Below are 20,209 nucleotides of genomic sequence, written 5' to 3' on the forward strand. Positions count from 1 at the left end.
GCGCTTTGTGGGCGGTATTACTGGACTGCGGGTGCGGGGTGTTAAAGCTGCGGGATGCCGGGTGCGCCGGCGGCGAGCCATTCGCGCACGGCGCGGGTGGCGCGGCAGTCTTCCTCGTTGTAGGTGAGGATGCGGCCGGCAAGGTGTGGGTCTTGCCGGGCGGTGAGGAAGGCGTCAACACTTCCTTCGCCGGCGAGTTCGGTTTCGTGGAAGGTGAATCCGGCGTGGGGGGCGACGTCTTTAAGCCCGAGCCCGTAGGGGCTGACGAGGTGTTGGCGGACGTGTTTGAACACATCGATCCAGGTGGGGCTGGAGATGAATTCGCGAATCTCCAGTGGGGTGGGGCAGGCAAGCCCGTCGGGGGTGATGTGCCCGTTGAAGCGGCGGGCGCTGGTGGTCAGCCAGTGGTTTTCGCCGTGGTTGGAGTAGCAGTAGATGCCGATTGAGCGGCCGGTTTCTTCGGCGTGTTCGCGGTGGTTTTTAAGCCAGTGCCAGAAGCGGGTGAAGTTGTTGGCTTCCTCTTCCCCGCCGAGCTCCGTGAAGGTGGCAAAGGGGGTGTAGGTGGTGCCGTCGAATCCGCCCCACAGGTAGGCGCCGTGGTCGAGGAAGGCTTCCATGTCGATGTCGATTTCGATATCGAAGCGGTCGATGGTGGGCGTCGTATTGGGGGCTATAAGCAGGGGAATGTTGTTGCGCCAGGCATCGGCGAGTTTGTTGTCGGGAAAGAAGCTGGAGTCGATGAGTCCTTGGACGGTGGTGATGCCGGCCTCGCGGAAACGGTTGGCGGTATCCCCGGGCAGGTAGAGGGAAATATCGTCGGTGCGGGTCAGTTGTTGTTCGCAGTCGGGGCTAAACCGGCAGGTGCGGCATTCTTTGGTGCGGCGCGGCCCGGTGGCGACCGGCTGGTTCAGGGCGCGTTCGAGGGCCTCACTTAAGGCGGTGGTGTCCACGATGAAGCAGCGGTCGGTGTCTTGTCCGATGGCGCCACCGATGGGGGTGTGATGGTCGGTGGCGGCGAGCCCAACGTGGTTGAGGAAGTGTGCGCCGATGGCCAGCCGGTAGCCGTCGGCGGCGTGGTGGCGCAGTTTATAGGGCGCTTCCACGATGCTGCCCAGCCCCAGGCGGCTGGTGGCGATCATGGGGGTGGTGTGGTGGTGGCTGGGCCGGGCGACGCGGTGGGTGGAATAGATGATCGGCAAGTAGGTGCCGTCTGCTTGGCGGGCCAGCAGGTCAATGGTGGCACACAACGGCCCCGCGGTCACCTGGGCGTTTTCGATAAGGGTATGGCCGGCGGCCAAAGCTTCGAGGGTGTCGAATTCGTTGGTGCAGGTAATGCGGGAGAAGTTTTTGTTGTCGCCAATACTGGGCCGGGTGGGCAAGGTCGCGGTGATGGTGGCGACTTGGGCGGCGTGGCGTTCGGCGCGGCCCGCACTGGTGGGGGTGCTGGGGACATGCGGGTAGGTGAGTTTTTGAACCAGCCGGTAGCGGCAGCCCACCAGATCGTGGGGTTCGGCAACACAACCGGTGTGGCGGGCGGAATCTTCCCCGGGGACGGCGTCTTGGGTGGCGGCGTGGGTGAGCCCCTCGGCGGCGGCAGTGGTGATGAGTTCTTCGACGGTGATGGTTTCCCCGTCGGCGATGCGCTGCAGGATGGGGGCGGTGATGGGTTGCCACACGCCAGCTGGGCTGGTGTGGGGTTGGGTGTGTGCCGCAGCACCGACAGCTGTGGTGGTGTGCGGGCTCGTGTCCTCCTGTGAGGGTGGGTGTGGGCTGGTCACTAGCGTTTAACAGTAGCGCCGGGGCGGGGGTGTTTTCCACTGGGCGGCAGGTGCGGGTGACCTAGATGACCCAGAGCAGTGCGAAAGGCGGTCGCGTGTCAGGGCTTGGGGTGTTGAGCCATGATCGCTTGGGGGCGATGGGATAAGGCGCGCGAGGGCCATCCCCACGGCTGAGGCGGTGCGGTGTGAAAGCCGTAGGCGTGGCTGAGTCTGTGTGATTGTTCAGGCAGTGCAGTTTGAGGGGCAGCGTGGCTTTGGGCCAGTGCTTTTTAGAGAGCGCGCCTCAGGGAGCGCGGTGGTCACTGGGGCCGGTTGCGGTGTGGCGGCTGGTGTGACGGATGGGTTGGGGCGGCGGGTTGTGGGGCCAATGAGTGACTAAGACGATGGCCGCGACTACGAGCAGGATGGACACGCCGGTGATGTAGGAGGAGTGCGCGATGGCGTATCCCGCGGCGGGGATAGCGGACACGGCAAGCACAGCGGAGACAGTGCGCAGATGGTGCATGGTGATTTTTTCGGCTCGGTTGTTTAGCGGTTGGGTGTGGCGTGGGTGTGTTTCAAGCTACCGAGCACACGCTGTGTTGGTTGTGGTTTTCAGCAAAGTTTTAACAAAATCTGCATATATAATTATGCTCCTATCACTTCCTACAAAAGTGCAGTTCACAACGCCTGCGATTCACCCTCCCGGGTGAGGCTCCCGATGGCCGTTTTGCTATCTCCGAACCACCCGCAGGGCGTAAGTCCCGGCCGCTTGTCTGCACGGCAGCACACATCTTTTTCTTAGAGGCGGGCAACCAGTGCCGATCGGGCACGAGGGTGCTGTGGGGTTGGTGTTGGTTGGTGTTTGTTGGTTGGCGTTGGTTGGCGCTGGGGGATGTTGGAGGATGCTGGGGGTTATTGGGTGATGCTGGGGGATGTTGGGCAATAGTGGTGGGTGGGTGTCGGCAGGTGACGGTGATGGTCGGTGTTGGTGGGTGACGGTGATGGCCCATGATGGCGGGTGCTGGAGGGTGCTGGTGGTGGTTAGCGATGTTGGGTGATGCTGGCGGTTGGTGATGTGTGAGGGGTGATGATGATGGTGGTGGTGGGTGCTGGTTATTTGATGGTGTTGCGTGGCGGGCACGCTGTGGGTGCGGGCGGATAGAGCAGCACCGGTAGTGGTGATGGTGGGCGCTGCAGTCAAAGCGGTGGGCGGGCCTTTTATGCTTTCATCGAGGGGGACAACGGTGGTTTAGCGCAACGGCTTTGCTGCCGGAAGGTAATGTTGGGGGCATTACCGCGGGTGAAGGGCTCACCTCCTATCACCTGCGGCCGAAAACAATTGTGTCTACGCCGAACAAACACTTCTATGCCCATCTGCCCGCCCTCTGTGGCCGGTAGTGAGGCTCGAGGTGGTTAGGAAAACGAAAAGTGTCTGTGCTGAAGAAGATCCTGAAGAAGCGTCGCGCCGCAAAGCAGGCCGCCAAGACTGAGGTCAAGGCCGCCCAGGCGCGCGCACGCGCCCAGGTCAAGGCCCGCGCCCAGCTGACCAAGAGCCAGGCGAAGCTTTTGGAGCGGCAGGAAAAGAAGCTGCGCAAGGCCGAGTCGAAGGGACTCAAAGCCAAGCGCAAGCACGAGCGCAAGCTCGCAGAGACCAAGCTCAAGCAGCTGGAGGCCGGCCGCCTGAACAAGGCCACCGTTAGCCGCTTCCTAGGCGTCGCCCGCCTGGCCGCCCCGGTGGTGCTGCCGCTGCTGTACCAGGCCATCACCAAGGCCCGCTCCGTGGGCGTGTCCGCCCAGGCGCAGCGCCTGGGTGTGTCCGCACAGGCACTCGGGGAGCACTCCGGTCACGGCGCCCCGCTGAAGGCCCGCATCGATGGGGTGAAAAACACCCTGAAGGAATCCTCCCTGCCGGCCGGTTTCGTCCGGGACGCCAACAATCGTCTAGACAAGCTGGTTGAGGCCGTGGATAACGCCGAGTTCCTCACCCCGGATCAGCGCCGCCGCGCCTACCGCAGCATCAACGGCGACATCGATGGTGTTGTCGGTGAGATCCAGGATCGCCACCACAAGGCCTAAACACCACCTTTTTGGTGCGGCCCCTTTTCGCCGCGCCGGCGCCGTAGCGCCACCTTGGGGCGTGTGCCCCGCACCCAAATGCTGCCGGTGCGGGTCACACGCCCCAGTCTTTTCCGCTTTTCTTCTTCCGCCTTTTTCCGCTTTCCCCCTTGTCGCTCTCCCCTGTGCCGTCTTCTCCTGTGCCGCTTTCCCCAGCGCCCTAGTCCCCCACACACCACCCAGGTGCAGCGCCCATCGTGAGCACCCATCGTGCCGGCCACCCATGGCGGGGGTCGAAAGAAGTTTTGGGGGGTGCTGCGGGGGGCATAAGCACAAGCGCAGCACCATAATTTTCGGTAGCGTCCCACACAAAGGTGTGGCAACGCCCACACCCTAAGGCGCACCCCCCGATGGTTGGTGCGCACACCCCGCACCAACCCCATCAACCCACCCACCACTTGTGCAGGAAGGCACCAGTTACCCCATGAGCACCACCGCGAGTTCCCGCACCGGCACCAACCTCACCCGGCGCACCATGCTCAAAGCCAGCTGCGCCGCCGGTGCCGGAGTCGTCGCCACCCAGCTCGGCCAGGCACAGGCCCAACCGGCCCCCACCCCGGCCGGGCACGCAGTGTTCCAACACGGCGTCGCCTCCGGCGACCCCTACCCCCGCAGCGTCATCCTGTGGACCCGCGCCACCACCACCCCCAACGACGCCCCCGGCGCAGGCGCCGGGGTGGCCACCCCGCTGGCCTGGCAGCTTTCCCGCGACCCCGAATTCCGCCACATCGTCGCCTCCGGGCAGGCCCTGGCCCAACCGGAAAGCGACGGCTGCATCAAAGTCGAAGCCCAAGGCCTTGAGCCCCACACCAGCTACTACTACCGCTTCACCGTCACCGGTGGCGCGTACGCGGGACAGACCTCCCCGACTGGGCGCACCCAAACCGCCCCCAGCCCGGGCGCGAAAGTGGACTCCTACCGCATCGCTTTGCTGTCGTGCTCCAACTGGGAGGCAGGCTTTTTCCAGCCCTACCGGGATCTAGCGACCCGCGGCGACATCGACATCGCCCTGCACGTCGGCGACTACATCTACGAGTACCCCACCGGGGAATACGCCGCCAAAGGCGGCCGGGTCATCCGCCAACACCACCCGCTGCACGAAATCGTCACCCTATCTGACTATCGGGCCCGCTACGGGCAATACCGCACCGACCCGGACCTGCAGGCCGCGCACGCCGCCTGCCCCTGGGTGGTCACCTGGGACGACCACGAAATCGCCAACGACGCCTGGGACACCGGGGCGGAAAACCACGACCCCGCCACCGAAGGCGACTACCTTAGCCGCCGGGACGCCGCCATGCAGGCCTACCTGGAATGGCTGCCCATCAGGGCCCTGCCCTTCGCCAACGGCGGGCGCATCTACCGCACCCTCGGGTTCGGGGAGCTCTTCGAGCTGAACATGCTGGACCTGCGCTCCTACCGCAGCGAATACGTCGAAAAAGCCGCCGCCGATAACCCCGACCGCACCATGCTCGGATCCGAGCAATACAGCTGGCTGGCCGGGAAACTCACCAGCGGCAACACCACCTGGCAGCTCGTCGGCAACTCCGTGATGATCTCCCCCATCCTGCTGCCGCCGCTCGACCCCGCCATCGCCCGCGGCATCACCGAGCTCACCGGGCTGGCCCGCGACGGCTACCCCTACACCACCGACACCTGGGACGGCTTCACCGCCGAACGCTGGCGCCTGCTCAACCTGCTCAAGAGCAACAACATCAACAACGTGTGCTTCCTCACCGGCGATATTCACACCTCCTGGGCCGGCGAGCTCCCCCTCGTCCCGGCCCGCTACACCCCCGGCGACTACGCCGCCGTCGAATTCGTCGGCCCCTCCATCACCAGCGCCAACATTGATGAAATGTACAACCTGCCGGACAATTCCCCCCTGGCAGCAGCCGCAGCAATGGCACTAACCGGAGTAAACCGCCACCTGAAATACTGCGACCTCGACCACCACGGCTACTGCGTGCTGGAAATTGCGCCCGAATACATTCACTGCGACTGGCTGTTTACCCACAACAAGGACATCCCAGACAGCTCCATGTATGTAGCAAAATCGATGCGCACCACCAAAGGCCACGGCATTTTCCCCGTCAATTTTGCCCTCGACCCAGCCGGCCACTCCCCCGCCTAAAACAGGCACGCAAGCGCAAAACCGCGCACACAAACACCGGCCACCACAAGGCCGCATTTTCACTAAGCCCCGGGGCAAACACACAGCTAGATGCTGTAAACCCCCCGGGGTTTTCGTGGCTTTTACCCCGCCATTCAGGGCGCAAGTTTGGGGTTTATCGCAGCGTAAAAGCAAAAAAGAAAGCCCGCGTTGGGGTGTTGAGTTTCACCGGGATTGGATTGTTTAAAAAGCGCTGACAGAAAGCTGGAAAACACCCCGGGGGTAGAACAGAGGTAAAAGGCAAAAATTTGTTTGTTTATTTTTCCTTTATTGCGCTACACTCTCGTATTGAATCCAGGCAACGACTTTTGCACGAAATGATTAAAGGAGCATAAGCGATGGCCCAAAAGCAGGTCACTCAATATTTCGACGATATTGACCACACTCCCCTTTCCCAGGACGAAGTCCACGTCGTCCGTTTCGGCGTCGACGGCACCAACTATGTTCTCGAGGTGTCCGAGGCCAACGCGCAGGCCTTCCACGACGCCATCGCCCGCTTCGTCGAGCACGCCCAGCCCGACACCACCCGCACCACCACCAGCACCCGCTCCAAGCGGTCCGGCAGTGGCAGCACCAACTCCACCGGCATCCCCGCCAAGCGGATCCGCGAATGGGCGCAACAAAACAACATTGAGGTCAACGATCGCGGCCGCCTGCCCCAGGAAGTCGTCGACGCATACCGCGAAGCCGGCGGAACCTTCTAAAGGCTTTCCCGCACCACACCCGCCCCTTAACAGGGGCGGGTTTTCTCATGTTCACACCATGGGCACAAAAGGCAGGGCGGTCGGCTGCCGGCGGCCCCCACAAAAAAATGATAGTAAATAGTGCATAAAAGTATTCCGCACCCGCCATAGAATTACGCCAGCAATGGGCCAGCTGGGATGTTCATATATTGAGCTGAAATCTTTTCAAATAGTGAGACTTTCTCTTTTCCCATACGGTTTTCTTAGTGAAACTTCCCCCACCCCCTCCCCGCTTAAAGGTAACACCTTATAGCGGATGAGCAGCACAAATGCGCCATACCCCCACCGGCATAGCTCTTTCAATAACGGCGCCGCTCACCCAACAAAAAGCCCCCGCAGCACAGCCACACGCAATTGTTTCACAACTAAATGTTTGCGCCAGAATGGAAGAAAAAATGTCCCCAAAAAGTCGCATATTACGAATCTCTTATGTACAGTAAATCTGGCGTCGCCCCACGGGGCTAAAAAACCAACGGCACAAAACACCCCACCGCACTGATGAAAGGAAAGGAATGGACGTCCTCCAAGAGTTAGCTATCTTCGTCATAGCCTTAGCTCTACCCACCGCAGGATTTTTGGTCTCCCACGGATCCTTTCCCATCGGTGCCGCCATTTTGACCATCGCCACCGTTTTCGTCCTCGTCGCCTTCTGGCCCACCTGCTGCCTAAAAAGCGGCGACATCCACCCGACGACAAACCCCACCTAATTCCGCCGCAGCGCCCCAGCTCACGCGGCCTAAAAACCCCAAAAGCCCTGCCCTTTAAGCCCACACCGTGGAGATAAAGAACAGGGCAATTTTTTTATGCCTGCAAAAACCTAGAGCACACCCTGATCGCGGGCTGCCGCCACCGCAGAGGTACGCGAGCGCACACCCAACTTGTCATAAATGTGCACCAGGTGAGACTTCACGGTGGCCTCCGACAGGAATAGGATCTCCCCAATATCCCGGTTGGACTTACCCGAAGCCACCAGCTTCAACACCTCCAACTCGCGGGGAGTCAAAGAGGTACGGGGGGTGCGCACGCGCTCCATGAGGCGATTAGCCACCACCGGCGACAGCGTCGAGTCACCCTCGGCGGCCGAACGCACCGCAGCGATCAGCTCTGCCGGCGGGGCATCCTTCAACAGGTAACCCACCGCACCGGCCTCAATGGCACCCAAGATATCGGCGTCGGTGTCGTAGTTCGTCACCATCAACACGTTCGGGGGGTTTGCGGCGGTGGCCTTAATCGCGGCGGTCGCATCCGCACCGGTAGACACCCGGGTGCCTTCTGCGCCGGGGCCGAAACGCAAATCCATCAGGATCACATCGATGCCACCGGCCTGCGCCGCGGCAATCGCCCCCTCAGCGGTGGAGACCTCACCGACTACCTCAATGTCTTCGGCGTGCTCCAAAACGGCACGCAAACCAAGGCGAACAATCTCATGGTCGTCAGCGAGAAGAACGCGGATCATGTGTGGGTTTCCCATCGGTGAAAAATAAAAGAGGTTTCAACTAAATCTATTGCACTAGCAGTGCGCCAGCAATGTCGCAGGCGCCCAGCGGGCGCCCGCGAAAAGGACACACTAAGTTGCCTATCCCCTAAGAGTAGAGCAAAAGCCACCAACGCCGGTGGCCATAAGGCCTAGAGGTCAAGCTCCGTACGGTGCGCTAACTGTTCCAACGTCTTCAAGCTCGCAATGGTGCCCGTGGGTGATTGCTCCTCAATCGGGATCGCAATCGACACCGCGGTACCCCGGCCCGGGGTGGACTCCACGGTGACCTCACCGTGCTGTTCAGCGGCGCGCTGCTTCATCGCATCCAACCCAATATGCCCCAAGCCCGCCGGGCGGGCCGCCACCGTCGCCGGATCAAAGCCCACCCCGTTATCGACCACATCGATCCGCACCTCGTCTTCGCCATAGGTCAACGTCACATGGCAGGCCTCGGCGTGGGCGTGCTTGGCAACATTGCCCATCGCCCCCTGGGCGATGCGCAGCAACGCGGCCTCAGTCCGCATCGGCAGCTGCCGTTCCTCACCTTCCACATGGATGTGCACCTTTGGTCCTACGATCTGGCCGGCCACGCGCTGTAATGCGCCTTCCAGGGAGGTTTTCGACAGGGCCGCCGGTTGCAGTGCCGCGATCATGGCGCGGGCTTCCTGCAAGTTATCGCCGGCGGTGGTGCGGGCCAACTCCAGGCGTTTGAGGATGCCCTCCAGCTGCTCATCATCGACCGGCAGGGCTGCGATGTCTTGCTCGGTGACGCGCAACAGCATCTGGATGCTCGACAAGCCCTGGGCCAAAGTGTCGTGAATTTCGTGGGCGATGCGCTGCCTTTCCGCGGCCACGCCGGCGGCGCGTTCACTTTTCGCCAACTGGTGGCGGGTCGCCAAGAGTTCTTCAATGAGCGCCTGGCGCTCATTGTTGACCGCAATCAAGGCCTTGAAGGCGTAGTCGATGCCGATGGTGACCAGGGCCGCCACCGTTGGTCCCAGCACACCACCGGCGGTGATGTTGGGGTACAGCGATCCGATACCGATGGTGGTGGTCACTACGATCGCGACGATGCCCCGGTAGTCCGGCAACACATGCAAGTACAAGAAGAACAGGGGAAACAGCATGTAGATGGCGGTGGGGCTGATCGGCAGCATCGCCACCCAGACCGCCGTCAACGCCACCAGCCACCCCTGTGCGGCAAAGGAACCCACCGGGTGCTTGGCCCGGTCGCCCAGCACATAGATTCCGGCATACAGGCCACACAGCCCGGTGGTGACCAGCATGCCGATCACATCGCCACGCAAGCTGGCGGCGATGACCACCAACAGCAGGATCGTCGTCAAGATGTGAATGCCCTGGCGAATAGCGTTTTCGCTGGGGGCCGGCCGGCGGCGGGCGCGCAGGGAGACAGATTCCTGCTGTCCTTCCTCCGCAGCCCGCGGTGGGGTGGCCGGAAAAGTTGCACTGGTGTCCATGCGCACCAGCCTAGCGGTCGCAGACCACCTCACCCGGCGCGAGCGCCAGGGTGGGCGCCGGGGTGGGCGGCAGCCTCATGGGGCTGTGCCCGCTAGGCTTGGGGTCATGAATGTTGGCCGAGTTTTCTCCCCCACTGTCCGCCGCGCTACCGCCGCGAGCCTCGTTGTCGCCGGATGCGCGCTTGGTGCGTGTAGTGCCCAGCCGGATGACACGGCGGCGTCTCCGACTGGCCCAGAGTTGGCCAGCACCACCCCGCCTGCGGCTGAGCAGCCGGCCGCGGATGAGGGTTTGCCTTTTGATACTTTGCCGATGATTCCGGCAGGCCGGGAGGATTTCACTGACTGCCCGTATTTGGACACCACGTTCGTGGCGGATACCAATGGCCAGAAGGTGACCGGGCAGGGTATCGATACTCGCTTTGATACCCCGGCGTGCGTGTTTTGGTCTTATCCGGAGGAGCCTCAGTTGACGGTGTTGGTGCGCCATATGCACACCCCGCAGCAGGCTAAGGAGGTGGTGGACTGGGCGGCGCCGGTTGATGCGACTAGTCCTGCTTCTGAGCCGCAGGGCTGGGATGGTGGCCGGGGTTCGTTGGGCCCGGAGTCTTCCGTGTATGCGGTGTTTAAGGACACGGTCGCGGTGGTGGTGTTTTCTAATCAGCAGCAGTCGATTAAGCCGCAGTTGGTGGCGGAAAAGGCGATTGAGAACCTGGGTCTTTAGGGCTTTGTGTTCCCCCTGCGGGTTTGCTCGTGGGGATAGCTGGGATGCGACAAGCACCCCTGGTGGCCTGTGCGTGTGTGCGGGCAGGCCACCGGGGGTGCTTGTGGTTTTTCACGGCGCTTTTTATACCCGGCGCGCCGTGGGTGGGGTGGGTTTAGACGGCGACGTCGTTGTAGGGCATGAGGGTGGAGACGTAGGGGAAGACGTAGGCCATGAGGAGGTAGAAGATGGCGGCGAGGATGGCGAGTGCGAGGATGGCTTTGACGATGACGGGGCCGGGGAGGTGGTTCCAGATGAATGCGTACATGTTATTTCTCGTTGAGTTCGGCGGGGGTGTAGCCCGGTTTTTTCTCGTCGGTGCGGACGAGCATGGCGTGGAGGATCATGCGTTCTTTGTTGGAGAACTGGGGGTGGCAGGTGGTCATGGTCATTAGGCCTTCTTGGGTGTCGGCTTGTGCGACGTCGAGGCCGGGGATGGGGTCGATGGTGGTGACGTCGCCGGGGAGGGTGATTTCGCGGCCGGGGACGTGGGAGTAGTCGCCGCTGGTGACGCGTTCGACTTGTTCGGGTTTGAGGCATTTGGCGGCGGCTGCTGCGCGGTCGTCGGTGTCGACGGGGAGCATGCGGTAGATGTCCCAGCTGGTTTCGGTTTCGACGATGACGGCGTCGCAGGATTTGAGGTTGCCGAGGTCGTTGAAGGGGGCGCCTTTGCCGACGCGGTGGCCGGCGACGGCGAAGTTGCCGGGTTTGCCGGGCATTTGGGTGTCGACGTAGCGGCCGGGTCCGGCGAGGAGGTCTTCGTCGCTGGTGCCTTCGACGATGGCGAATTGGAAGTCGGGGCCGAAGGCGGGGATGTACATGCGGGCGAATGCTTCCCCGAGGGCGGGGGTGCGGTTGACGCGGGCGTTGCTCAGGTCGCCGGTGGCTTCGTCTTTGTTCCAGCGGTCTTCCATGCTGGCTGCGACGCGGTCTTGTTCTCTTCCGGCTTCGATGTTGGTCCAGAAGGATTCGTAGAACGCGAACAGGAGCAATAGGGCTCCTGCGGTGAGGAAGATTTCGCCGAGGACGGACACGAAGGTGGCTTTCGTCTTGGGGCGTTTCTTCGGCGCAGGGCGTGCGGGTTGGGTCATGGTGGGAAAGTGTAGTCGAAGCTGCTGTGGGGCTTGTGTGTGGTTGTTTGGGGTTGTTCGGGGGTTGTTTGGGGGTTGTTCGGTTGAGGTGGGGGTTGGTGGGGGCAGGGTTTAAGCTGGATGGCGTTGTCGCGCAGGCGCCGCTGGTGAGTGTTTTTGCGGTGTGTGCGCCTGTGCGGGCATGCGGTTTTGTGTGCTGTGTCGTTGCGAAAGGGTTGTTTGGCGTCATGGAGTGGATGATTTACCCGGTGTCCGGGGTCATGAAGCTGTGGTTTTTGGCGCTGCATCATGGGTTGGGGCTTTCCACTGGGGTGGCGTGGGTGGTGAGCCTGTTTGGGTTGATTGTCACGGTGCGCAGTGTGGTGTTGCCGTTTTCCTATATTCAGTATCGGGCGGGCCGCATCATGGTGAATTTGCGGCCGGTGATGCGCAAGCTGGATGAGGATGCCCGCTATGTGGATACGGGCGTGGCGTTGCGGGAGTATGAGCAGGCGAAGAAGCAGGCGCAGAAGGATGCGGGGCATCGTCCGGCGGCGGGGTGTGTGCCGGCGTTGATTCAGATTCCGGTGTTTATTGGTTTGTATCAGGTGTTGTTGCGGATGGCGCGCCCTGATGAGGGGATTGATGCGGCGGTGCATCCGCCGATTGGTTTTTTGACTAGTCAGGATGTGCAGAGTTTTTTGGCGGTGCGTGTGGGTGGCATGCCGTTGCCGGCGCATGTGCGGATGACGGCGCAGCAGTATGCGGAGTTGGGGGTGAGCCACGATGAGGTGTTGCGTTTTGTGGCGCCGTATTTTGTGGCGGCGGCGGTGTTTTCGACGCTGAATATGTTGTATTCCTTGTACCGGTCGTGGTTGACGATGGATTTCGCGTCGCGTAATTCGCGGATCTTGTACCGCACGTTTATTGCGATGGCGATTGTGACCCCGTTGTTTCCGTTGTCGTTTGGTTTGACGGGTCCGGCGCCGGTGGCGATTGCGTTTTATTGGTTTGCGAACTCGTTTTGGACGATGGCGCAGATGGTGGTTCTGAATGTGGTGTTGGATCGCCGGATGCCGATTAGTGCGGAGTTTAAGCAGGTGCGGGATCGGGAGCATGAGGAGTTTAAGGAGGATGTGCGCGCGAAGCGGCGGTATAAGCGCACGCTGCGGCTTAATCGGGTGAAGATGCTGGTGATGCCGCACCGGGTGAAGGATTTGCGGGAGCATTCCGCGCAGGCGGTGGCTGTGTGGCAGGAGCGGCTGGATGAGAAGCGGCAGGAGCGGCAGCGTTTCCAGGAGGCCCGGAAGAAGGCCCGTAAGGAGCTCACGGAGTTGCAGAAGGCGGAGCGGGAGGCCAAATCCGCTAAGGGGGCGCATCGTGCGGATGACGCCGCTAAAGCGGATCCTGAGGGTGGGTCAGCTGAGCTGGATCCTGCCCAGGGCTTTGATGGTGCCGATGGGGGCACCGATGAGCAGCGTTCGGCCGCGGATAGTTAGCTGCTTGGGGCGGGAATAACGTTCGGGGCGGGGTGTTTGTAGCTGACCAGCGGCCACGCGCACTGTGTGTTGGTGCGTGTGGCCGCTTGTGCGGTGGGGGCTTTTGTTCGCATCCCGCTGGCTCGCCTGCGGCGGAGCGGGGCGGGGTGGGGGTGCGCCTTCGTGCGGGGCGGGGTGGGGTTAGATGGAGTAGTCGGCTGGGGGTGCGGACAGGAGTTGTTTGGCGAGATCCCGGGCGGTGTGGAGTGGCTCGAGGGAGCGGCTGAGTCGGGAGCCTGCTAGCCCGCCGTCGAGGAAGACGAGGAGTTGGTTGGCTTGGGTGGTGCCGGGGTAGCCGTTTTTCTCGGTGAGCAGATCGGTCATGGTTTGGTGGCACCAGCGGCGGTGTTCGCGCACGGCGGCGACGATGCCGCGCTCAGAGTCGGTTTCGGGGCGCGGGTATTCGTTGGCGGCGTTTTGGAAGTGGGAGCCCCGGTAGTCTTTGGCGGGTTCTTCTTCGATGCACTGGTCGAAAAAGGCCAGGATTTTGTCTTCCGCGCTGCTCAAGTCTTTGGTGCGGGCGTAGTAGTCGGCCCGCCATTTTTCGTCGAGTTCTTGCAGGTAGGCGATGACCAGGGCGTCTTTGCTGCCGAACAGGGAGTACAGGGAGGCTTTGGCGACGTCTGCTTCGCGCAGCACCCGGTCGATGCCGATGACGCGGATGCCTTCCGTGGTGAACAGGTTGGTGGCGGAGGCTAAAAGGCGTTCGCGGGGACTGGGGCGGTCCCGCCGGCGGCTGGGTTTTTTCCCCTTCGCTTTGGAAGCATCAGCTGCCACAACAACCCCTTTACCTTCGCTTGAAAACTCTGCCCACAACCCCAATGCGCGACACCTTGAAGCCCAGGTAGGGGCAGGTGGCGCCGGTGGGGTCAAGACACCAGGTGCCACCGGGCGGTGGCACACATGCACTCTCATTCTAGACAAACCGGTTCATACTTTTTAGAACAACCACGCTCAAATGATTTTTTCCTACCCCCAAAACCTCCACCGGGCCGGTAAGTAAAAGGGGTTGACGCATGCAGCCCACTTTCCTCGGCCGCACGGGGGATGAAAAGCGGCACTCAACATCCCCCGCATGCCCCACAGCCCGACCGGCGGAGCGTCACAGACTCCTCAACTTCGCTACCGGTTCTTATGCCGCTTGCGCCGGCGACGTGAATCCGCGCCGGGGTGGCATAAAAAAATTCCCCCGGGCACACCACCCGGGGGAAACTTCTTGTCTGCAGGCCCACGCGCTTTTTGTGCGCGGGCCGGACAGCTATGGGTTATTTCTTGCTGCGGATTGCCTGCAGGATGGTTAGCAGGATGACCGCACCGATGACACAGGTCACCAGGCTGAAGATGAGGCCGCCGCCGGCAACGTCGAAGCCGATGAGGCTGAGAATCCAGCCACCGAGGAAACCGCCGATGATACCGACGATGATGTTGGCGAGCAGGCCCTGCTGTGCGTCAGTGCCCTTGATCTTGGAGGCGATCCAGCCGGCGAGGCCGCCGATGATGATCCAAGCGAAAAATCCGAGAGTGGGGGTCATGTTTAGCTCCTTTGTGGGTCTGTGAACCTCGCAACGAGACGTTGCGGCCCGCGGGGATGCGGTGAAGGTTCGCGGGCTCCACGTTTTGGTAGCCCGTCGCTCGCCGGCGCTGTCGCCAGGTGCGACAACAACAACCCGTGCGAGCGTATGCATTTATTGCAACATCCACGTTATCTATTTATTCCCCACAGGGCTAACCGCTTTTTAAGCAAACACACAAAAATCATGCATAAACCCTCATCACACCCCCGCAGAGTGTGATGAGGGTTAAGTTTTTGGGCGCTAGCACCCAGCCAATGACTCCCTCCTTTCGCCCGTTAGGACGACAGGGAGGACAAGGCAGCGCTACCCATCGGAGTCAGTCCTTCGGGGGCGTTACCCGTCCACTCAGGCTCACTCGGGACTGCTGGCGCAGGTGCCGGCGCGGGTGCGGGTGCGGGTTCTGGGTCGGGCTTGCGGAAGGCATTGCACTGCACGCCACGGGTGAGGGTGGCTTCAAAAACCTCGGCGTTCATCGCAACCACGGCCGCGTAGTTATCCGCATCCAGTTGGGAGCGCAGCCCAGCAACCAGGGCCAGGTCCAAACCCTTGTCCTTAAGGATTGCCCGCCACTGCGCTTCGGTCTTGGTGCCGTCTCCGAACTGGGCCCGCACCTGCTCACAGTCGCGCTTGAGCTCGGCGGCTTTTTGTTTTTCGGAAAGCTTTCGCACCTGCTCCACGATCGGGGCTTGCTGGGCCTGGTCGGCGTGAGCCGGCAGGTTGGCCGCAAGCAGCGAGGCGCCGGAAAGTGCGCACACAAGGGCAACAGTCGAGATGTTCTTCATGGGGGTCCTTTCTCTACCCGATGCGTTCACCAGGAGATCAACAGCCAAAGCCACGCGACGCGGCCCGCAGGCGCATGCCGATAGGCCACAGGCTTGGCTGTTTTTGCCTGTCTAACCTCACGCTAGAAAAACTGACATGGAGGTTCAATGGTTTTTTGAAAAATACCTCCAGGTGGGCTACCCGTTCAGCTCATAGCGGTTGTGCCAGCACCCGCCGCGCTGCCCACAGGGGCCTGCAGCAGCATGCCTAGCGCAACGCCCCAAACCCACCACCGCCGTCACTGTTGGCCGCGCAGAAAAGACCACGAGCCCCCACCGCCGCACAGGAATCGACGATGGGGGCTTGGCGCTAGATCCAGCTGATCTGGCCGGAAGAAAAGCTTGTTCCGGTCTCAGGCGCTGGGTTAGGAGGACAGGGAGGAACCGCCGAAGCTGCCGGCGGGGGCAAGTCCCTGCGGGGCCTTACCCGGGGTATCAGGCTTGCCGGGCTGCGCGGGCTTGGCGGGCTTTGCGGGCTTTGCCGGCTTTGCCGGCTTGGTCGGCGTGGTGGGCTTGGTGGGCTTGGTCGGTGCGGAGCCCACGAAAACACCACACTGGCGGGCGCGCACGAACATGGCCTCGAAGACGTCCTCGTTCATCTTGACGACCTTGGCGTAGTTTGCCGGCGACAGCTGCTGCTGGGTGTGGGCCACCAGGCTCAGATTGGCGTTGTTCCGCTTAAACTCTGCGCGGACCTGCGCCTCGGTCACCTTGCCGGCGCCCATATCCTTGCGCACCTCAGCGCAGTCGCGGTTCAGCATTGCGGCCTTCGACGCAGCGGTGACATTGCGCATCTGCTCGACCAGCATCTGCTGCTGGGCTTCGGGAAGCTGCGCTTGGGCGACCGAGTTCGCGGAGAACATCGTGGCGCCAGCCAGCACGAAGGCTGCGGCGACGGTGGAGATTTTCTTCATGACACACCTTTCGTGTTTTCGAGCCGCCAGCCGGAAGAGAAAGCGCCTTGCGGCGGTGCGCCCCACCCCTAAAAAATGTGATGAGCGACATGTTGTGCTGGCGTAGGCTCATGCTAAGAAAGCCCCACAGGCATTTTCAAAGGTTTTTTAAAAAAGCTTTTCACCTGGGCTACCCGGGTGGGTGAACCTTTCTTCCAGTTCATTGCGCACCCCAAGGTGTTAGTTTCCGCTGTTAACACCCCTTGAGGATTTAGCCCACTGGGGTGAACTCGCCTCCCCGCACCCTTACAGCCACAGCGGGGTAGCACTGGGAGCTCACCCCGGGGGGAAGAAAACAGTCCTAGGGCGAAAAGATCCCCCGCCCCAGCGATGGCGGGTTATGCATGGCGGACGGTGGAAAGCCCGGCGCGCCCCGGCAGCCGGGTGCAGTGCGCGCATGACTAAAGCCACCGCCAAAGGCGGTGGCTGTGTGTCTTATCTGCGCTGTGTGTGCGCGACTAGTGGGTTTAGCTGTTGGGTCGCACCACGACCAGCGGGCAGGGGGCGGATTGCAGCAGGGCGCGGGAGGTGGAGCCCAGCAGCATGCCGCGGAAGCCGCCGCGGCCGTGGGAGCCGACGACGAGCAGCTGGGCGCCTTGGGCGGCGTCGGCCAGCGCCCTGACGGGGCGGTCGCGGGTGATGACTTTTTCTACCTCTACGCCGGGGTATTCGGATTGGTAGCCGGCGAGGCGTTCGGCGAGGAGTTTGTGTTGTTCTTCTTCCACCACGTCCCATTCTTCCTGGGCGGCCGATAGGCCGGCCAGGGATGCCTGGACTTGCATGTCCATCCAGGTGTGGACGGCGCGCAGCGGCACGTTGCGGGCTTGGGCTTCGGCGAAAGCGAACTCGACGGCTTTGTCGGACACCTCGGAGCCGTCCACACCGACGACGATGGGGGCGGTGGTGCTATCGGCGGTGGCGGTGTCTTCACGGACCACCACGACGGGGCAGGAGGCGTGGGAGACCACGGCCGCGGACACGGAGCCCATCACCATGCCGGACAGGCCGCCCAGGCCGCGGGAGCCCATGGCGATCATGGCTGCGTCTTTGGATAGCTCCAGCAGCATGTCGATGGGGGATCCTTCGGCGACGGTGTGGCCGATTTTGATGTCGGTGGCGATGCTGCGGGCGTGTGCCTCAGCGGCGTTGATGGTTTCCATCGTTTCGGCGAGCAGCTCGTCGAAGAGTTCCTGGGGCGGCACCATGCCTTCCGCGTAGAGGAATTGCGGCATGGTGTAGGAGGCGGCGAGCCGCAGGTCGAGGCCGCGGGCCTCGGCGGTGCGGGCCGCCCATTCCACGGCCGCGGTGGAAGCTTTGGATCCGTCGACGGCGACGACGACACTATTTTCACGGGCCATGGGATCTTCTCCTAAAAAACACGGTGGTTTGTGTGGTTGCACCACCATTGTCCCCCAAACTTCACGCCCGGTGGGGGCGATTCGTTGGATTCCTTTCGGTGTGATGCGAAACCATCACACCGAAGAGGCGGTGGGTTATTCGGTGGGCAGGTCAGTGGGCAGGTGGGCTGCCGGGGCGTTGGCCGGGTAGGAAATGGAGTACATTACCTTCAGCACCTGGCCGACGATCTGGCCAAAGGTGGTGGAGAAAAATTCGGTCAGAGAGTTAGCGATAGCGTTGAGATCCATGGAGCAGAGGATAGTACATCGCGCGCGCAAGCGTGGAGGAATGCTTCCCATTAAAAATGGGCTCAACCCATCCCGCGTTCGGGTGCCCGAACAATGGGCTGGACAGACGGTGGAAGCACTGTTGCGGCACTTGATTGATACGCAACGCTACCGCGCCCCAGAAGATGATGAGGCGGCGCTGCAGCGCCGCTTTGATAGCGGGGAGGTTGTTGATGGGCACGGGGTGGTGCTCGCGCCGACGGATGTGCTCCGCGTGGATCAGGATGTGTGGTTTCACCGCATGCCCGCCCCGGAAGATCCCGTCCCCTTCGAGGTGAAGATCCTGTACCAGGATGAGGACATCGTGGTGGTGGATAAGCCGCACTTTTTGGCGACGTTTCCGCGGGCCAGCCACATCACGGAGACGGTGCTGGTGCGTTTGCGCCGCCAGCTCGGCAACGATGAGCTTTCCCCCGCCCACCGGCTGGACCGGATGACGGCGGGCGTGCTGCTACTTACCGCCCGCCGCGAGGTGCGCGGCGCCTACCAGGAGTTGTTTGCCCGCAGGCAGGCCAGCAAGACCTATGAGGCCATCGGGGCGTATCTGCCCGACCTGCAGGAGGGCATGGTGTGGCGGCACCGGATGGATAAGACTCATGGGGATGTGCGCGCCCGCGTGGTTGAGGGCGAGCCGAATGCGATCACCCGGCTGGGCAGCATCACTCCCCTGGATGCCGCTGAGCAAGCCCACCTAGAGGCCGCCCACGGGCCTCAGCCGCCGTTGGCTAGGTATGTGCTGCACCCGGCGACGGGCCGCACCCACCAGCTGCGGGTCCACATGTGGTTGGCGGGCGCCCCCATCCTGGGCGATCCGGTTTACCCGGTCTTTGACCGGCAGGCCCACAACGACTTCGGCAAACCGCTGCATTTGGTGGCCCGCACCCTGGAGTTTTGTGACCCGTTGAGCGGGCAGAACCGTCGGTTTGTCTCCCAGCACACCTGCACTGATTGCGTGGTTCCGGATAACGCCTGCTAGCTTCGGCCGCCAGGGCCCGGGGGGTGGGCCCCAGGCGCGCCTCGGACAGTGGGGCGCGTGGGGTGCTGCGGGGAAGTGTGGGGGTGAGTGGCGCGGGGTGCCAAGGGGGTGGGGGTGTGTGGTCGACTGTGTTGTGTCGATGGCGGGGGATAACGTGGAGGTGATGGAACGTTGCCCACTATCGGGCCGTTATCACCCATAGGGCGTCTCTACTTTCGCGACCATCGGGTGGGCGGTGTCGCCCACCGTCGCCGGGTAGGTGTTGATGCACCGTGTGACGCATTTTTGTCTGTTTACGCTTTTTGGAGGATTTATGACCGACACGCCAACTGCTGTGGCACAGGACGCTGTGCCCGGCCCCGTTGCGGCCCGCGCTATCGGATTGGTGAAGGCCTACGGGCAGGGTGATACGCAGGTGCTGGCGCTGGACCACGTGTCGATCGATTTCCGCCGCGGCGAATTCACCGCGATCATGGGCCCGAGTGGTTCGGGCAAGTCGACGCTGATGCACACGATGGCGGGTTTGGATACCGCCACCGCGGGGCAGACGTTTATTGGGGACACGGACTTGTCGAAGTTGAACGATAAGCAGATGACCACCCTGCGGCGCGACCGTTTGGGGTTTGTGTTCCAGTCTTTCAACCTGGTGCCGACGCTGACGGCGCGGGAAAATATCACTTTGCCGGTCGATATTGCGGGGGGCACCGTCGATCAGCAGTGGTTTGATGAGGTCGCCCGCCGCTTGGGGCTTACCCAGCGTTTGTCGCACCGCCCCAGTGAGCTTTCTGGTGGCCAGCAGCAGCGTGTGGCGGTGGCGCGGGCGTTGATTTCGCGCCCGGAGATCATTTTCGGCGATGAGCCCACCGGCAATTTGGACTCGAATTCTTCGGCCGAGGTGCTCAACATTTTGCGCACTTCCGTTGATGAGTTGGGCCAGACGGTGGTGATCGTGACTCATGATGCCAAGGCGGCAAGTTTCGCGGATCGGGTGGTGTTTTTGGCGGACGGCCGGTTGGTCGACGAGTTGTATCACCCCAAGGCTGAGGACATTTTGAACCTGATGGCCCGGATTGAGGACCTGTAGGA

20 protein-coding genes are annotated in these 20,209 nt (G+C 62.3%); 8 read left to right on the forward strand and 12 right to left on the reverse strand.

The window, feature by feature from the left end:
* Nucleotides 1-41: 41 nt before the first annotated feature.
* Together CAQU_RS11910 and CAQU_RS11915 are read right to left on the reverse strand one after the other, a co-directional pair.
* Complete coding sequence (locus tag CAQU_RS11910; protein ID WP_245797269.1) at nucleotides 42-1,676, reverse strand: TM0106 family RecB-like putative nuclease; 1,635 nt, start codon at nucleotides 1,674-1,676, stop codon at nucleotides 42-44.
* A gap of 385 nt (nucleotides 1,677-2,061) precedes the next feature.
* Nucleotides 2,062-2,283: a hypothetical protein gene (locus CAQU_RS11915; protein WP_075728037.1), complete on the reverse strand. Its 222-nt coding sequence runs from the start codon at nucleotides 2,281-2,283 to the stop codon at nucleotides 2,062-2,064.
* A 911-nt stretch (nucleotides 2,284-3,194) separates the two neighbouring features.
* Between CAQU_RS11915 and CAQU_RS11920 the strand changes: the two genes are divergently transcribed.
* The 4 genes from CAQU_RS11920 to CAQU_RS11935 all read left to right on the forward strand — a co-directional run bounded on the left by CAQU_RS11920 (nucleotide 3,195) and on the right by CAQU_RS11935 (nucleotide 7,498).
* Nucleotides 3,195-3,836: a DUF6474 family protein gene (locus tag CAQU_RS11920; RefSeq protein WP_342743327.1), complete on the forward strand. Its 642-nt coding sequence runs from the start codon at nucleotides 3,195-3,197 to the stop codon at nucleotides 3,834-3,836.
* Nucleotides 3,837-4,299: 463 nt separating this feature from the next.
* On the forward strand, nucleotides 4,300-6,009 hold the full coding sequence (locus tag CAQU_RS11925; RefSeq protein ID WP_075728039.1) for an alkaline phosphatase D family protein: 1,710 nt from the start codon (nucleotides 4,300-4,302) through the stop codon (nucleotides 6,007-6,009).
* Nucleotides 6,010-6,386: 377 nt separating this feature from the next.
* Nucleotides 6,387-6,752: a histone-like nucleoid-structuring protein Lsr2 gene (locus CAQU_RS11930; protein ID WP_075728041.1), complete on the forward strand. Its 366-nt coding sequence runs from the start codon at nucleotides 6,387-6,389 to the stop codon at nucleotides 6,750-6,752.
* 551 nt (nucleotides 6,753-7,303) lie between these two features.
* Nucleotides 7,304-7,498, forward strand: coding sequence for a hypothetical protein (locus CAQU_RS11935; RefSeq protein ID WP_075728043.1), 195 nt, complete (start codon nucleotides 7,304-7,306; stop codon nucleotides 7,496-7,498).
* Between the two features lie 110 nt (nucleotides 7,499-7,608).
* Here the strand turns inward: CAQU_RS11935 and CAQU_RS11940 are convergent, their stop codons facing one another.
* Both CAQU_RS11940 and CAQU_RS11945 read right to left on the reverse strand, forming a co-directional pair.
* Nucleotides 7,609-8,247 carry a LuxR C-terminal-related transcriptional regulator gene (locus tag CAQU_RS11940; RefSeq protein ID WP_075728045.1) on the reverse strand — a complete coding sequence of 213 codons (639 nt, stop codon included), beginning with the start codon at nucleotides 8,245-8,247 and terminating at the stop codon, nucleotides 7,609-7,611.
* A 170-nt stretch (nucleotides 8,248-8,417) separates the two neighbouring features.
* The gene (locus CAQU_RS11945; RefSeq protein WP_075728047.1) at nucleotides 8,418-9,746 is read right to left on the reverse strand and encodes a sensor histidine kinase; all 1,329 of its coding nucleotides are present in this window, start codon (nucleotides 9,744-9,746) and stop codon (nucleotides 8,418-8,420) included.
* Between the two features lie 106 nt (nucleotides 9,747-9,852).
* On the opposite strand from CAQU_RS11945, the gene CAQU_RS11950 reads away from it, so the two are divergent.
* Nucleotides 9,853-10,467 (forward strand): DUF2020 domain-containing protein, encoded by a 615-nt coding sequence (locus CAQU_RS11950; protein WP_075728748.1) that lies wholly within the window; start codon nucleotides 9,853-9,855, stop codon nucleotides 10,465-10,467.
* 154 nt (nucleotides 10,468-10,621) lie between these two features.
* On the opposite strand, the gene CAQU_RS12885 is transcribed toward CAQU_RS11950, so the two are convergent.
* On the reverse strand, nucleotides 10,622-10,774 hold the full coding sequence (locus tag CAQU_RS12885; RefSeq protein WP_169836051.1) for a hypothetical protein: 153 nt from the start codon (nucleotides 10,772-10,774) through the stop codon (nucleotides 10,622-10,624).
* A 1-nt stretch (nucleotide 10,775) separates the two neighbouring features.
* The gene (locus tag CAQU_RS11955) at nucleotides 10,776-11,597 is read right to left on the reverse strand and encodes a class E sortase (protein WP_075728049.1); all 822 of its coding nucleotides are present in this window, start codon (nucleotides 11,595-11,597) and stop codon (nucleotides 10,776-10,778) included.
* Between the two features lie 227 nt (nucleotides 11,598-11,824).
* Here CAQU_RS11955 and yidC point away from each other — a divergent pair, with 227 nt between their 5' ends.
* Nucleotides 11,825-13,075, forward strand: a complete 1,251-nt coding sequence (gene yidC, locus CAQU_RS11960) for a membrane protein insertase YidC (RefSeq protein WP_075728750.1) — start codon at nucleotides 11,825-11,827, stop codon at nucleotides 13,073-13,075.
* A gap of 180 nt (nucleotides 13,076-13,255) precedes the next feature.
* Here yidC and CAQU_RS11965 read toward each other — a convergent pair whose 3' ends face one another.
* The 6 genes from CAQU_RS11965 to CAQU_RS12890 all read right to left on the reverse strand — a co-directional run bounded on the left by CAQU_RS11965 (nucleotide 13,256) and on the right by CAQU_RS12890 (nucleotide 18,108).
* Nucleotides 13,256-13,891, reverse strand: a complete 636-nt coding sequence (locus tag CAQU_RS11965; RefSeq protein ID WP_075728051.1) for a TetR/AcrR family transcriptional regulator — start codon at nucleotides 13,889-13,891, stop codon at nucleotides 13,256-13,258.
* 488 nt (nucleotides 13,892-14,379) lie between these two features.
* A complete protein-coding gene (locus tag CAQU_RS11970) occupies nucleotides 14,380-14,646 on the reverse strand; it encodes a GlsB/YeaQ/YmgE family stress response membrane protein (protein ID WP_075728053.1) in 267 nt (88 codons plus the stop codon).
* 317 nt (nucleotides 14,647-14,963) lie between these two features.
* Nucleotides 14,964-15,470, reverse strand: coding sequence for a hypothetical protein (locus CAQU_RS11975; protein WP_075728055.1), 507 nt, complete (start codon nucleotides 15,468-15,470; stop codon nucleotides 14,964-14,966).
* Between the two features lie 404 nt (nucleotides 15,471-15,874).
* Nucleotides 15,875-16,423, reverse strand: a complete 549-nt coding sequence (locus tag CAQU_RS11980; RefSeq protein ID WP_075728057.1) for a hypothetical protein — start codon at nucleotides 16,421-16,423, stop codon at nucleotides 15,875-15,877.
* 506 nt (nucleotides 16,424-16,929) lie between these two features.
* A complete protein-coding gene (locus CAQU_RS11985; protein ID WP_075728059.1) occupies nucleotides 16,930-17,820 on the reverse strand; it encodes a universal stress protein in 891 nt (296 codons plus the stop codon).
* 135 nt (nucleotides 17,821-17,955) lie between these two features.
* Nucleotides 17,956-18,108, reverse strand: coding sequence for a hypothetical protein (locus tag CAQU_RS12890; protein ID WP_169836052.1), 153 nt, complete (start codon nucleotides 18,106-18,108; stop codon nucleotides 17,956-17,958).
* Nucleotides 18,109-18,148: 40 nt separating this feature from the next.
* On the opposite strand from CAQU_RS12890, the gene CAQU_RS11990 reads away from it, so the two are divergent.
* Both CAQU_RS11990 and CAQU_RS11995 read left to right on the forward strand, forming a co-directional pair.
* Nucleotides 18,149-19,123, forward strand: a complete 975-nt coding sequence (locus CAQU_RS11990) for a pseudouridine synthase (protein ID WP_075728061.1) — start codon at nucleotides 18,149-18,151, stop codon at nucleotides 19,121-19,123.
* A gap of 313 nt (nucleotides 19,124-19,436) precedes the next feature.
* On the forward strand, nucleotides 19,437-20,207 hold the full coding sequence (locus CAQU_RS11995; protein WP_075728063.1) for an ABC transporter ATP-binding protein: 771 nt from the start codon (nucleotides 19,437-19,439) through the stop codon (nucleotides 20,205-20,207).
* Nucleotides 20,208-20,209 lie beyond the last annotated feature (2 nt).

It is taken from the genome of Corynebacterium aquilae DSM 44791 (assembly GCF_001941445.1).
GTDB lineage: Bacteria > Actinomycetota > Actinomycetes > Mycobacteriales > Mycobacteriaceae > Corynebacterium > Corynebacterium aquilae.

Excerpts from the sequence above, each read along its gene's own strand:
- CAQU_RS11915 (WP_075728037.1), bottom strand. The coding sequence starts at position 2,283 with ATGCACCATCTGCGCACTGTCTCCGCTGTGCTTGCCGTGTCCGCTATC.
- CAQU_RS11925 (WP_075728039.1), top strand. The coding sequence starts at position 4,300 with ATGAGCACCACCGCGAGTTCCCGCACCGGCACCAACCTCACCCGGCGC.
- CAQU_RS11930 (WP_075728041.1), top strand. The coding sequence starts at position 6,387 with ATGGCCCAAAAGCAGGTCACTCAATATTTCGACGATATTGACCACACT.
- CAQU_RS11935 (WP_075728043.1), top strand. The coding sequence starts at position 7,304 with ATGGACGTCCTCCAAGAGTTAGCTATCTTCGTCATAGCCTTAGCTCTA.
- CAQU_RS11940 (WP_075728045.1), bottom strand. The coding sequence starts at position 8,247 with ATGATCCGCGTTCTTCTCGCTGACGACCATGAGATTGTTCGCCTTGGT.
- CAQU_RS11945 (WP_075728047.1), bottom strand. The coding sequence starts at position 9,746 with ATGGACACCAGTGCAACTTTTCCGGCCACCCCACCGCGGGCTGCGGAG.
- CAQU_RS11950 (WP_075728748.1), top strand. The coding sequence starts at position 9,853 with ATGAATGTTGGCCGAGTTTTCTCCCCCACTGTCCGCCGCGCTACCGCC.
- CAQU_RS12885 (WP_169836051.1), bottom strand. The coding sequence starts at position 10,774 with ATGTACGCATTCATCTGGAACCACCTCCCCGGCCCCGTCATCGTCAAA.
- CAQU_RS11955 (WP_075728049.1), bottom strand. The coding sequence starts at position 11,597 with ATGACCCAACCCGCACGCCCTGCGCCGAAGAAACGCCCCAAGACGAAA.
- yidC (WP_075728750.1), top strand. The coding sequence starts at position 11,825 with ATGGAGTGGATGATTTACCCGGTGTCCGGGGTCATGAAGCTGTGGTTT.
- CAQU_RS11970 (WP_075728053.1), bottom strand. The coding sequence starts at position 14,646 with ATGACCCCCACTCTCGGATTTTTCGCTTGGATCATCATCGGCGGCCTC.
- CAQU_RS11975 (WP_075728055.1), bottom strand. The coding sequence starts at position 15,470 with ATGAAGAACATCTCGACTGTTGCCCTTGTGTGCGCACTTTCCGGCGCC.
- CAQU_RS11980 (WP_075728057.1), bottom strand. The coding sequence starts at position 16,423 with ATGAAGAAAATCTCCACCGTCGCCGCAGCCTTCGTGCTGGCTGGCGCC.
- CAQU_RS11985 (WP_075728059.1), bottom strand. The coding sequence starts at position 17,820 with ATGGCCCGTGAAAATAGTGTCGTCGTCGCCGTCGACGGATCCAAAGCT.
- CAQU_RS12890 (WP_169836052.1), bottom strand. The coding sequence starts at position 18,108 with ATGGATCTCAACGCTATCGCTAACTCTCTGACCGAATTTTTCTCCACC.
- CAQU_RS11990 (WP_075728061.1), top strand. The coding sequence starts at position 18,149 with ATGCTTCCCATTAAAAATGGGCTCAACCCATCCCGCGTTCGGGTGCCC.
- CAQU_RS11995 (WP_075728063.1), top strand. The coding sequence starts at position 19,437 with ATGACCGACACGCCAACTGCTGTGGCACAGGACGCTGTGCCCGGCCCC.